The following is a 12,687-nucleotide window of genomic DNA, read 5'->3' as shown; positions in this document are numbered from 1 at the left end:
GAAGATACTGTCGTTACATCAACGCAACGCCGTTCTGCCTGACACGGCAGAAGCCAGAAGATTAACGCCGCTCACGCTCCTTGTCAAAAAGTAGCAGTCCGTTACCCCTTTTTGGGAGAACTCCTACCGCCTGAGCACGAGGCCGAAGACCACCAGCGTCCAGCCCTGGAAGATCAGATCGAAGGCCAGGAAAAGACCGAGAATCCAAAGGCTATTGACCGGCCAGCCGAGAGCGATGGCGATACCGGCGACGGCAGTGGCAAGACCGCTGATGACGATCCACACCCAGCCGCGCTCCGGCTTCAGCTTGCGGCCGACCCAGACACGAAACGTGCCGGCGATGAGGAGTGCGATGGCAAGGAAGAGGGTCAATGCCTCCGAGGCCAACAAGGGATTGGCAAAGGCGAGGATACCGGCAACCGTATAGAGCAGGCCGCTCAGCACCCAGAACAGGATATGCTCCCAGCCCCTCACCTGGAAGGCATGGGCCAGATGCACGATGCCGCCGATCAGCATCAGCATGCCAACATAATAGACCGAAGCCACCGTGGCGATGAACAGATTGCCAAGGGCGATGCCACCGCAAATCAGCAGCAATATGCCGAGCGCAACAAACCAGCCCCATTTGTCACGCATCGCAGATAGGGGAACTTCATCAAGAATATCAACCATGACTGCACCTCCTCCTATCAGGAAGTATGGCACAGAAATGCCTTGCGGAAAGAGGTTGCGGTTTTTTCGCCGCCGAACACCCGGCGTGTGATTTTTTTATTGATTGATCAGTCAATCAAAAATACACTCAGGCCCAGCCTTGGGGATTGATGCATGCCGAAAGTCGGAATGGAACCGGTGCGCCGCAAGGCGCTGGTGGATGCTGCAATGCGCGTGATCGGCGATCACGGCTCGCTGACCGTCACCATGTCCGAAATCGCCAAGCAGGCCGGCGTTTCCCCTGCCCTTGCGCATCACTATTTCGGCAGCAAGGAACAGCTGCTGATCGAAACCGTCCGTGTGCATCTACAGCGGCTGCGCGACAGCGTCGTGACGGCGCTACGTAAGGCGAAAACGCCGCGCGAAAAGCTCTCGGCCGTCATCCGCGTCAGCTTCCAGGCCGACCAGTTCGCGCCGGAGACGATTGCCGCCTGGCTCGCTTTCTATGCCGAAGCGCAGCGCTCGGAAGAGACGCGCCGCTTTCTCGTCATCTACGCACGCCGGCTGCATTCGAACCTCGTTGCCAACCTCAAGGCTTTGTGCTCGGCAAGCGATGCGGCTCGGATCGCCGAGGGAGCAGCTGCCATGATCGACGGGCTCTATATCCGCCAGGGCCTCGGATCCGCGCCGATCAGCACAGAAGCGTCGATCGCGCTGACCGAGGACTATCTGACGACCAACCTCAACGCGTTGAAAGGCTGAAGATCATGCTGACCGTCTGGGGCCGCAAATCATCATCCAACGTGCAGGCGCTGATGTGGTGCATCGGCGAGCTGGGTCTCGCTTATGAGCGCATCGATGCGGGCTTCATCTACGGCGTCAACGACACGCCTGAATTCCTGGCGATGAACCCGAACGGCACAGTTCCAGTGCTGCGCGATGGCGATGGCGACCCCTTGTGGGAAACCGGCGCTATCCTGCGCTATCTCGCCACGGAATATGGCGAGGATGCCTTCTGGCCAAAGGATGCGCGCAAGTGTGCCCAGATCGACAAATGGGCGGAATGGGCCAAGATCAATATCGCCCAGGGTTTCACCGGTCCGGTGTTCTGGCGCGTGATACGCACGGCCCCTGCTCTCAAGGACGAGAAGGTGATTATTGCGGCCGTTGCCGCGCTCGCTACGAAGCTTGACATCGCCGAGTCGCAGTTCGGACGGCATCGCTTCCTGGCCGGAGATAATCTCACGCTCGCCGACATCCAGTTCGGCCATGTTCTCTATCGCTATTTCGACATTGATATCCAGCGCCCCACCCATCCGCGGCTGCAGCGCTACTACGAAAACCTGACCGAGCGGCCTGCTTTTCAAGAGCATGTCATGGTGTCCTACGAAGAATTGAGGGTTCTATAATGCGCGCACAACCGAAAGCCTCGCATTTCATCGACGGAGAATATGTCGAGGACACCGACGGCACCGTTATCGAAAGCATCTATCCCGCGACCGGCGAGGTGATCGCCCGTCTGCACGCGGCGACACCTGCCATCGTCGAAAGGGCGATCGCCGCTGCCCGCCGCGCGCAGCCGGAATGGGCCGCCATGAGCCCGACGGCGCGCGGCCGTATCCTGAAGCGGGCGGCCGACATTATGCGCGAGCGTAACCGCGAGCTTTCCGAGCTGGAGACCTTGGATACCGGCAAGCCGATCCAGGAAACCGTCGTTGCCGACCCGACGTCTGGCGCCGACAGCTTCGAATTCTTCGGCGGCATCGCGGCCGCCGGCCTCAACGGCTCCTATATCCCGCTCGGCGGCGACTTCGCCTATACCAAGCGCGTGCCGCTCGGCGTCTGCGTCGGCATCGGCGCGTGGAACTACCCGCAGCAGATCGCCTGCTGGAAGGGCGCGCCGGCGCTGGTCGCCGGCAACGCCATGGTGTTCAAGCCTTCGGAAAACACGCCGCTCGGTGCGCTGAAGATCGCCGAAATCCTTATCGAGGCCGGCCTGCCCAAGGGTCTCTACAACGTGATCCAAGGCGATCGCGAAACCGGGCCGCTCCTCATCAACCATCCCGACGTTGCCAAGGTATCGCTGACCGGTTCGGTGCCGACCGGCCGCAAGGTCGCGGCCTCTGCTGCCGGCAACCTCAAGCATGTCACCATGGAGCTCGGCGGCAAGTCGCCCCTGATCGTCTTCGACGATGCCGACATCGACAGCGCCATCGGCGGCGCGATGCTCGGCAACTTCTATTCGACGGGCCAGGTCTGCTCGAACGGCACGCGTGTCTTCGTCAACCGCAAGATCAAGCCCGAATTCCTGAAGCGCCTGAAAGTCCGCACCGACGCCATGCTCATTGGCGACCCGATGGACGAGGCAACGCAGATCGGCCCGATGGTCTCCTGGGCGCAGCGCGAAAAGGTGCTCGCCTATATCGAAAAGGGCAAGGCCGAGGGCGCGACGCTTTTGACCGGCGGCGGCATTCCGAACAATGTCTCCGGCGAAGGCTATTACATTCAGCCGACGGTGTTTGCCGACGTCACCGACGACATGACGATCGCGCGCGAAGAGATCTTCGGGCCGGTCATGTGCGTTCTCGATTTCGATGACGAGGCCGAGGTGATCGCCCGTGCCAATGCCACCGAGTTCGGCCTTTCCGGCGGCGTCTTCACCGCCGACCTCACCCGCGCCCACCGCGTCGTCGACCAGCTCGAGGCGGGCACGCTCTGGATCAACACCTACAATCTCTGCCCGGTCGAAATCCCCTTCGGCGGCTCCAAGCAATCCGGCTTCGGCCGCGAGAACTCGCTGGCGGCGCTGGAGCATTATTCGGAACTGAAGACCGTCTATGTCGGCATGGGGCCGGTACAGGCGCCTTATTGATCCACCTCCCCCTTGAGGGGGGAGGTCGCCGCTCAGCGGCGGGTGGGGGTGACCAGCCGCAGCACGCATAGCAGCAATCATCCCACCCCGGCCTTCGGCCGACCCTCCCCCTCAAGGGGAGGGTGAAGAACCGCCTCGATTTACGCCCCTATCCGTTTGGAGCACATGGTCATGCAAGCAGATTTCGTCATCGTCGGCTCGGGTTCGGCCGGCTCCGCCATGGCTGCGCGCCTGTCGGAGGACGGCAAGCATTCGGTTATCGTCCTGGAGTTCGGCGGCAGCGACTTCGGCCCCTTCATCCAGATGCCGGCAGCACTTGCCTGGCCGATGAGCATGGACCGTTACAATTGGGGCTATCTCTCCGAGCCCGAACCGCAGCTCAACAACCGCCGCATCACCGCCCCGCGCGGCAAGGTGATCGGCGGGTCCTCCTCGATCAACGGCATGGTCTACGTGCGCGGCCATGCGGAAGACTTCAATCGCTGGGAAGCGCTCGGCGCGCAGGGCTGGGCCTATGCCGACGTTCTGCCCTACTTCAAGCGGATGGAGCACTCGCACGGCGGCGAAGAGGGCTGGCGCGGCACGAACGGCCCGCTGCATGTGCGCCGGGGCGATGCGCGCAATCCTCTCTTCCACGCCTTCATCGAGGCCGGCAAGCAGGCGGGCTTCGAAGCAACGGAAGATTATAACGGCAGCAAGCAGGAAGGCTTCGGCCTGATGGAGCAGACGACCTGGATGGGCCGGCGCTGGTCTGCGGCGACTGCCTATCTCAAGCCCGCCCTGAAGCGGCCGAACGTGAATCTGATCCGCTGTTTCGCCCGCAAGGTCGTGATCGAGAACGGCCGTGCGACGGGCGTCGAAGTCGAGCGGGACGGCAAGATCGAGGTGATCAAGGCAAACCGCGAGGTGATCGTTTCCGCCTCGTCGTTCAATTCGCCGAAGCTGCTGATGCTTTCGGGCATCGGGCCGGGTCAGCATCTGCGCGACATAGGGATCGAGGTGAAGGTCGACCGTCCCGGCGTCGGCGCGAACCTGCAGGACCACATGGAATTTTATTTCCAGCAGACGAGCCTGAAGCCGGTGTCACTCTATTCCTGGCTGCCCTGGTACATGCAAGGCATCGCCGGCGCGCAATGGCTGTTCTTCAAGAAGGGGCTCGGCACCTCAAATCAGTTCGAAGCCTGCGCCTTCCTGCGCTCGGCGCCGGGCGTCAAGCAGCCGGATATCCAGTATCACTTCCTGCCAGTCGCCATCAGCTATGACGGCAAGGCGGCGGCGAAAAGCCACGGCTTCCAGGTGCATGTCGGCTATAACCTGTCGAAATCACGCGGCAACGTGACGCTGCGCTCTTCCGACCCGAAGGCCGATCCGGTCATCCGCTTCAACTATATGAGCCATCCGGAGGACTGGGAAAAGTTCCGCCACTGCGTGCGCCTCACCCGCGAAATCTTCGGGCAGAAGGCCTTCGACGACTATCGCGGCGCGGAAATCCAGCCGGGCACGAACGTTCAGACCGATGACCAAATCGACGCTTTCCTGCGCGAGCATCTGGAAAGCGCCTATCACCCTTGCGGCACCTGCAAGATGGGTTCGAAGGACGATCCGATGGCGGTCGTCGATCCCGATACCCGCGTCATCGGCGTCGACGGCCTGCGTGTCGCCGACAGCTCGATCTTCCCGCATGTCACCTACGGCAATCTGAACGGTCCTTCCATCATGACCGGCGAAAAGGCGGCCGACCATATTCTCGGCAAGCCGCGGCTGGCGCGCTCGAACCAGGAGCCGTGGATCAATCCGAGGTGGGAGACGAGTGATCGGTAAGAGGGCGTGATCGCCGTGGATCAGGTGTTGACGTATATGGTCGGCAGGCGCAAAGAGACCTTCAGGAAAGTGAAGCTCTGTAAGACAGTGTGACTATCTTAAGACGTCGTTTTTAAGCAGATTGTTCGAACAGAGTCCGCCACGACCCGTTCATCAATCCGCCGGTCACACGTCAAATGCCCCCCATCTATCGCAAGTCCAAGCTGCTCCGCCGTTCCCGTGTCATCTGGGGCTCTTTCAATCTTTGGCGGCCGCGCCTGGTATTCTGGACGGGGGCTCTGGCGATCGGGGTCATCAGTGTCGGCTTTGCGAAGCTCGCCGATCTGGCGCAGCGGACTTTTACCGGCGTCACCCAATCAGGCGAGTGGATGTGGCTGCTGCCGCTGGTATTGACGCCGCTCGGCTTCGTGCTGTCAGCCTACCTCGCCGCGACATTGTTTCCGAATTCGCAAGGAAGCGGCATTCCGCAGGCGATCGCCGCACGGCATCTCCATCATGACGAGGATCGCACCAAGCTGCTCTCCCTCAGGCTGGCGTTCGGCAAGATCGTACTGACCATATTGGGACTGCTGAGCGGCGCCTCGATCGGCCGCGAGGGGCCGACGGTGCAGGTCGGTGCGTCCTTCATGCTGGCGGTTGCCCGCTTCGGCGGCATGGCGCAGGCGAAGGGGCTGATTCTTGCCGGCTCGGCCGCCGGCATCGCCGCCGCCTTCAATACGCCGCTTGCGGGTATCGTCTTTGCCATCGAAGAGATGAGCCGCACCTATGAATCTCGCGCCAACGGCCTCGTCCTGACCGCCGTCATTCTTTCGGGCCTTGCCGCACTCGGGCTTTCCGGCAGCTACAATTATTTCGGCACGGCAGATGCAGCGCCGACGATGTTTCGGGACTGGATCGTCATGCTGATCTGCGGCGTTGGTGGCGGTGCGCTTGGCGCCACCTTCAGCGGATTGGCACTTTATGCCGGCATCCGCATCCGTCGCTGGGCGCAGCCGCAGCCACTAAAACGCATGCTGATCCTTGCCGGCTTCTGTGGTCTTATCGTTGCCACCGTCGGCGTCATTTCCGGCGGCCAAACCTTCGGCACCGGTTACGAACAGGCGCGCGGCGCGGTGGAGGGACATGCGCTGCCCCTGCTGTTCTTCGCCGAGAAGCTGCTTGCGAGTTTCCTGTCGATGATCTCGGGCATTCCCGGCGGCATATTTGCGCCATCGCTTGCCGTCGGCGCGGGCTTCGGCAGCGCTGTCGGCACGCTTGTCGGCGGCAGCATCGCGCTTGCGGCAATCCTCGGCATGGCCGGCTATTTCGCCGGCGTCGTCCAGGCGCCGATGACTGCCTTCGTCATCATTCTGGAAATGACCGGCGACCATCAGGCCGTCATCCCGATCATGGCGGTGTCGATGATCGGCTATGTGACCTCGCGGCTGCTGTCGCGCGAGCCGCTTTATCACGGCCTGTCGCGCGTCTTCATTGCCGCAGCGATCCGCGCCCGACGTGCCATGGAAAAGGAAGGCGGCGAGGAACACGCCGCGCATTGAGTACAAAACGCTGCGACGCCCGCAGGGAGGATCTTACGCAGCTTCCTTGGACCTGGTCAGTTAAGCCATCAGCCTGGCGACTTCCGCACCCTCGGGCTGAGCGATCGCATCGGCGATGGTCGTCGAGAACAGCACCTTGCGGGTCGCATCCGCCACCCGCGCAAAGACATGGCGGATTTCGCAGGTCTGCTCACCGTCGCAATCGTCGCAGCGACGATAGGCTGTCAGTGACAGACAGGGCAGCGGCGCCAGCGGTCCGTCGATGACACGAAGGATCTCGCCGAAGGTGATCTCCTTCGCCGGCTTGCGCAGCAGGTAACCGCCCTGCTTGCCGCGACGACTGATGACGATGCCCTGATGCTTCAGGTCGAGTAGGATCTGTTCCAGGAATTTCTTCGGGATCTTTTGCTGGGCCGCAATGTCGGAAATCATCATCGGCTCGCCCGCCTCGGATTGAGCCAAGGCAGAGAGCGCCCGCAGCGCATATTTTGCTTTCTGAGTAATCATTTCGAACCGCTTCACACACACATGCGATACGTTCGGCCGATCGATTCGGCCGGTCCGCAATAGAACTCCTCAGCCCTCGTCCCCGGGGCAATTTCGAAGCACTCACACCCTTGGCGCCATGCCAGGAAACGCTAACAACCCAGACTTGTTATCATTCTTCGTCGCTATGCCCATAGTTTAACGCAAAATCCACCGCAGCGCATCATTTTGGGCATCACTTCCGATTTCCATTTGACAAGCTATGTGTAACTCTACTATTTCTATAGACATTAAAGCAAGCACTTAAACATGGTCAGCCATCTTGAGTGCTCCCGAAGGGTCGCTTCCGGCGGCAAAACGCCTTGGTTAACAGCCGAGGCGGTCGCTTTTCCCTATCAGCGCTGCTTCATGGAGATATTTACTCTCCATCTGCGTGCTTTCGAAATCTATTTTTCTGTCCGCTGTCGTTGCGAACTGCGATACTCTCCGCAACATTAGGACAGGATCCCCCATGACTGCCATTACCCTTATTGAAGATGCCGCGACGCTCAACAGCCAGCTTGCATCGCTCGATCTTGCCGGCCGTCTGTCTCTCGTGGCCGGCCTCGGTGGCCGCGCCGTGTTCACGACCTCGCTCGGGATCGAGGATCAGGTAATCACTGCGGAGATCGGCAATCACCGCCTGCCGATCGAAGTGGCGACCCTGCAGACCGGCCGCCTCTTTCCCGAAACGCTCGCCCTCATCGACGAGACGGAGAGCCAATACGATATCAACATCGTCCGCTACGAGCCGGAACAGGCCGATATCGATGCTTACGCAGAAAAATACGGTCTGAACGGTTTCTACGAGAGTGTTGAAGCCAGGCATGCCTGTTGTGGCGTGCGCAAGCTGAAGCCGCTTGCGCGTGCCCTCTCCGGCGCCAGCATCTGGATCACCGGTCTGCGTCGCGGCCAGTCCGCCAACCGCGCCGATACGCCCTTTGCCGAATTCGACCCCGAGCGCAACCTGATCAAGATCAATCCGCTTGCCGACTGGGACATCGATGTCATCCGCGCTTACGTCGCCGACAACAGCGTGCCAGTGAACCCGCTGCACGCCCGCGGCTATCCTTCGATCGGCTGCGAGCCCTGCACCCGGGCCATCAAACCCGGCGAGCCGGAGCGTGCCGGTCGCTGGTGGTGGGAAAACGACGAAAAGCGCGAATGCGGCCTGCATGTCCACGAAGAGGGCGCTCCCGCAGCACAATGAAACACCCGCCGGATCCCGGCATCGATCACAAGCGCGTCCCGCACGCCGCCGATATCTAGGGAACCAACGCATCCATTCTTTCCGGCCAAATTCGGTCGGGACATTTGAAAGTTCTGGAGTCATCAATGCCCGATAGCCGTCCGGATACGGAAATCTCCAATCCGCAAAGCGTCAAGCCGCCACTCGATCCGCATCTGAAAGCGCTGGAAAACGAAGCGATCCATATTTTCCGCGAGGTTGCGGCCGAATTCGAGCGTCCTGTGATGCTCTATTCGATCGGCAAGGACTCGTCGGTGCTGCTGCATCTGGCGCGCAAGGCCTTCTACCCCGGCCGCGTACCCTTCCCGCTGCTGCATGTGAACACCGGCTGGAAATTCGCCGAGATGATCACCTTTCGCGACGAGATCGTTAAGAAGTACGATCTCGACCTGATCGAGCATATCAACCCGCGCGGCAAGGCTGAGAACATCACGCCCTTCACCTATGGCTCGGCCCGCTACACCGACATCATGAAGACCGAAGCGCTGCGCCATGCGCTCGATGCCGGCCAGTTCGACGCCGCTTTCGGCGGTGCCCGCCGCGACGAGGAGGCATCGCGCGCCAAGGAGCGCATCTACTCTTTCCGCACGCCGGACCATCGCTGGGATCCGCGCAATCAGCGCCCGGAACTCTGGAACGTCTATAACGGCCAGATCCGCAAAGGCGAAAGCGTTCGCGTCTTCCCGCTGTCCAACTGGACCGAGGTCGATATCTGGCGCTACATTCAGGCCGAGGAAATCCCGATCGTGCCGCTCTATTTCGCGGCAAAGCGCCCGGTAGTCGAGCGCGATGGCATGATGATCATGGCGGCTGATCCACGGCTAGAGCTGCTGCCGGGTGAGACCAAGCGCGAGGAGCTCATCCGTTTCCGCACGCTCGGCTGCTTCCCGCTGACCGGAGCCATCCGCTCCACCGCCACGACCCTTGAAGAGATCATTGCAGAGCTGGAAATCGCCACGGTTTCCGAACGACAGGGCCGCGCCATCGACCGCGACCAATCCGGCTCCATGGAAAAGAAGAAGCGCGAAGGATATTTCTGAGATGACCGTCAACGCAAACGTCGTCACAATACCCGCTATTGGGGCCGCCGCCGAACCGGCCAAGACCCTCCGCGATTCGCGCCCCCTTCGCCTGATTACCTGCGGCAGCGTCGATGACGGCAAGTCCACCCTGATCGGCCGTCTTCTCTGGGATACCAAGGCGGTCAAGGAAGACCAGGCCGCCACGCTACGGCGCGATTCCACCGGCAAGCAGAACGACCTCGGGCTGCCCGACTTCGCGCTGCTGCTCGACGGCCTGCAGGCCGAGCGCGAACAGGGCATCACCATCGATGTCGCCTATCGCTATTTCTCGACCGACAAGCGCTCCTTCATCGTCGCCGACACGCCCGGCCACGAGCAGTACACGCGCAACATGGCAACCGGCGCCTCCACCGCCGATCTCGCCGTGCTGCTGATCGACGCGCGCATGGGCATCCTCGAGCAGACGCGCCGCCACGCGACGATCGCCTCGCTGCTCGGCATCAAGCAGTTCGTGCTGGCCGTCAACAAGATCGACCTGACGAACTACGACCGCGCCGGCTTTGAAAAGATTTCCCACGACTTCCGCGAGTTTGCGCTGTCGCTCGGTGTCAAGCAGATCACGGCCATCCCGATGTCCGCTCTGAAGGGTGAAAATGTCGTCTATTCCGGCCAGGCCGTCATGCCCTGGTACAACGGCCCGACGCTGGTCGAAGCGCTGGAATTGGCGACCGTGCGCTCAGCGCAGACGGTCGGTTTCCGCCTTTCGGTACAGCGCGTCTCGCGCCCCGGCGAAAGCTTCCGCGGCTATCAGGGCACGGTTGCCGGCGGCTCGGTGAAGCCGGGCGACAGCGTCATGATCCTGCCGTCGGGCATGGTCGCCAATGTCTCGAAGATCGTCACCTTCGACCTCGTGCGCAACGCGGCTGTTGCCGGCGATGCCATCACCCTCGTTCTCGACCGACAGGTTGACGTATCGCGCGGCGACATGATCGTCGCGATCGACAGCCAGCCGCAGACTGGCCTCTCCTTCGACGCACAGATCGTTGCGCTTCAGCCCGAAGGCATCGAGCCGGGCAAGCGCTACTGGCTGAAGAGCGGCAGCCGCCGCCAGCGCGTCCAGGTGCAGCCAATCGCCCAGCTTGAGCTGAAGACCGGCGCTTGGGCACCGGCACAGGCGCTGTGGATGAACGCGATCGGCAAGGTTCGCCTGACCTTCGACGAAAGCGCCATCTTCGATCCCTACGAGCAGAACCGCTCGACCGGTTCCTTCATCCTGATCGACCCGGAAAGCAACAACACGGTTGCCGGCGGCATGATCACCGGCAGGCGTTCCGATGTCGGCGGCATCCACAAGGAAGGCCAGCGCGTTCTCCTGTCCCTGCCCGCCGATCTAGCGGAGCAGATCATGGCAAGCGAGCTCTTCGCCAGCCGCCGCGACGAAACGGATGTGCGTCGGGTGACCGCCGCGCAGGCCGCGGAAATCTGGGCGAATGCTGCCAGCGATATCTGATCGCTATCGCATCTGAAAAGGAAGGCGGCGGGCTCGGCTCCGCCGCCTTTTTCGTGCGGACGTAAAAGCCCCTCTCTCCGCTCGCGGAGAGAGGGGCTATCCTGCGGGGCCTTCCAAGCAAATCTTTAAAAGACGTGGTAAGCTCGGCAAATTCGCTCTTGCGTGGCGGTAGAGCTAGAGGCTCGCCACAACGGCAGCCAGCGTTGCCATGCGAGCTTCATCGCGCTTGTAGAAAATCCACTGCTTGATGCGCTTCGGCCGCACCAGCCCCGCCTGCACCAGAATGCGCATGTGCTCGCTCAGCGTTGCCTGGGATATTTGCAGCTTCTCGGCAATGAGGAGCGCACAGACGCCATCCTCCACAAGATCGCCATCGAGCTGCGGCGCAAAATGGGCGCAGGGATCTTTCAGCCATCGCAGAATGATGAGACGGCGTTCGTTAGCCAAAGCCTTGATGAGATCGAGTTCTTGCATTTCGTCACTTTGCTAAGTAACAAAGTCATTGTCAACTTCTGTCTGCGAGATGCCGATGCTTCCCGACACAACGATCACACCCGACCGCATTGCAGAAACCGAAAAGCGGATCCGACCGCATATCCGCCACACGCCGGTTCTGCATGCAGACATGGCTGACTTTGGCCTTGCTCCGGGTTGTCTCGACTTCAAACTTGAATTTCTGCAGCATTCCGGCTCGTTCAAGGCGCGTGGCGCCTTTTCCAGCCTGCTCGGCAGAGATGTACCGGCAGCCGGTGTCGTTGCGGCATCCGGCGGCAATCATGGCGCGGCAGTCGCTTATGCAGCGATGCGGCTTGGCGTTCCCGCGACGATCTTCGTGCCGAGCGTGACCTCGCCGGCCAAGGCAGAGCGCATCCGTGGCTACGGTGCCGATCTCGTCATCGGCGGAGAGCGCTATGCCGATGCGCTTGCCGCCAGCCAGCAATGGGTCGAGGAACAGGGTGCGATGGCCATCCATGCTTATGACCAGCCGGAGACCTTGCTTGGGCAAGGAACCATCGGGCTCGAGATCGAGGCAGATATCCCGGATATCGACACGCTGCTTGTCGCGGTCGGTGGCGGTGGACTGATTGGTGGGATCGCTGCCTGGTTTCAGGGCCGTGTCCGGGTCGTTGCCGTCGAGCCCGAAGGCGCACCGACACTCTGGCAAGCTTTCGAGGCAGGGCACCCGGTCGATGCTCCTGCCGGCAGCATCGCCGCCGATTCACTGGCACCAAAACGCGTTGGCGAGCTCATGTTTCCGATCGCCCGGGCCTACGCACAACGTCCTGTGCTGGTCACCGATGATGAGATCCGCCAAGCACAGCAGGTTTTGTGGGATCGGCTGAGGATCGTTACCGAACCCGGCGGCGCAACGGCCTTTGCCGCGCTGTTTGCCGGCAAATATGCCCCTGCCTCAGGCGAACGCGTGGCCGTGCTGCTTTGCGGCGCCAACACAACCGCGGTTCGATTTGATTGAAACCGCTCCCGATTCGCTAGAACTT

General features: G+C 61.5%; 12 protein-coding genes. 9 read left to right on the top strand and 3 right to left on the bottom strand.

Annotated elements, in window-relative coordinates:
• Positions 1-123: 123 nt before the first annotated feature.
• Complete coding sequence (locus GA0061100_RS06570; RefSeq protein ID WP_075851961.1) at positions 124-672, bottom strand: HdeD family acid-resistance protein; 549 nt, start codon at positions 670-672, stop codon at positions 124-126.
• Positions 673-825: 153 nt separating this feature from the next.
• On the opposite strand from GA0061100_RS06570, the gene betI reads away from it, so the two are divergent.
• The 5 genes from betI to GA0061100_RS06545 all read left to right on the top strand — a co-directional run bounded on the left by betI (position 826) and on the right by GA0061100_RS06545 (position 6,882).
• A complete protein-coding gene (gene betI, locus GA0061100_RS06565) occupies positions 826-1,413 on the top strand; it encodes a transcriptional regulator BetI (protein WP_075851960.1) in 588 nt (195 codons plus the stop codon).
• A gap of 5 nt (positions 1,414-1,418) precedes the next feature.
• On the top strand, positions 1,419-2,060 hold the full coding sequence (locus tag GA0061100_RS06560; RefSeq protein WP_075851959.1) for a glutathione S-transferase family protein: 642 nt from the start codon (positions 1,419-1,421) through the stop codon (positions 2,058-2,060).
• On the top strand, positions 2,060-3,523 hold the full coding sequence (betB, locus tag GA0061100_RS06555; protein ID WP_075851958.1) for a betaine-aldehyde dehydrogenase: 1,464 nt from the start codon (positions 2,060-2,062) through the stop codon (positions 3,521-3,523). Before GA0061100_RS06560 ends, betB begins: the two co-directional genes overlap by 1 nt.
• A 171-nt stretch (positions 3,524-3,694) precedes the next feature.
• The gene (betA, locus tag GA0061100_RS06550; protein ID WP_075852605.1) at positions 3,695-5,344 is read left to right on the top strand and encodes a choline dehydrogenase; all 1,650 of its coding nucleotides are present in this window, start codon (positions 3,695-3,697) and stop codon (positions 5,342-5,344) included.
• Positions 5,345-5,520: 176 nt separating this feature from the next.
• Positions 5,521-6,882 carry a chloride channel protein gene (locus GA0061100_RS06545; protein ID WP_075851957.1) on the top strand — a complete coding sequence of 454 codons (1,362 nt, stop codon included), beginning with the start codon at positions 5,521-5,523 and terminating at the stop codon, positions 6,880-6,882.
• 60 nt (positions 6,883-6,942) lie between these two features.
• On the opposite strand, the gene GA0061100_RS06540 is transcribed toward GA0061100_RS06545, so the two are convergent.
• Entirely contained in the window at positions 6,943-7,389 is a 447-nt protein-coding gene (locus tag GA0061100_RS06540; protein WP_075852604.1) for an RrF2 family transcriptional regulator, read from the bottom strand.
• Between the two features lie 490 nt (positions 7,390-7,879).
• Here GA0061100_RS06540 and GA0061100_RS06535 point away from each other — a divergent pair, with 490 nt between their 5' ends.
• The 3 genes from GA0061100_RS06535 (at position 7,880) to cysN (ending at position 11,188) form a co-directional block, all read left to right on the top strand.
• Complete coding sequence (locus tag GA0061100_RS06535) at positions 7,880-8,617, top strand: phosphoadenylyl-sulfate reductase (protein ID WP_075851956.1); 738 nt, start codon at positions 7,880-7,882, stop codon at positions 8,615-8,617.
• Between the two features lie 125 nt (positions 8,618-8,742).
• On the top strand, positions 8,743-9,696 hold the full coding sequence (gene cysD, locus GA0061100_RS06530) for a sulfate adenylyltransferase subunit CysD (protein WP_075851955.1): 954 nt from the start codon (positions 8,743-8,745) through the stop codon (positions 9,694-9,696).
• Between the two features lies 1 nt (position 9,697).
• Complete coding sequence (gene cysN / locus GA0061100_RS06525) at positions 9,698-11,188, top strand: sulfate adenylyltransferase subunit CysN (RefSeq protein ID WP_075851954.1); 1,491 nt, start codon at positions 9,698-9,700, stop codon at positions 11,186-11,188.
• A 174-nt stretch (positions 11,189-11,362) separates the two neighbouring features.
• Here cysN and GA0061100_RS06520 read toward each other — a convergent pair whose 3' ends face one another.
• The gene (locus tag GA0061100_RS06520; RefSeq protein WP_075851953.1) at positions 11,363-11,662 is read right to left on the bottom strand and encodes an ArsR/SmtB family transcription factor; all 300 of its coding nucleotides are present in this window, start codon (positions 11,660-11,662) and stop codon (positions 11,363-11,365) included.
• Positions 11,663-11,717: 55 nt separating this feature from the next.
• Between GA0061100_RS06520 and GA0061100_RS06515 the strand changes: the two genes are divergently transcribed.
• Positions 11,718-12,662: a threonine/serine dehydratase gene (locus GA0061100_RS06515; RefSeq protein WP_075851952.1), complete on the top strand. Its 945-nt coding sequence runs from the start codon at positions 11,718-11,720 to the stop codon at positions 12,660-12,662.
• The last annotated feature ends 25 nt before the right edge of the window (positions 12,663-12,687 follow it).

The organism is Martinezella hainanensis (assembly GCF_900094555.1).
Classification (GTDB): domain Bacteria; phylum Pseudomonadota; class Alphaproteobacteria; order Rhizobiales; family Rhizobiaceae; genus Rhizobium; species Rhizobium hainanense.
This window is presented reverse-complemented; position numbering and strand designations above follow the sequence as displayed.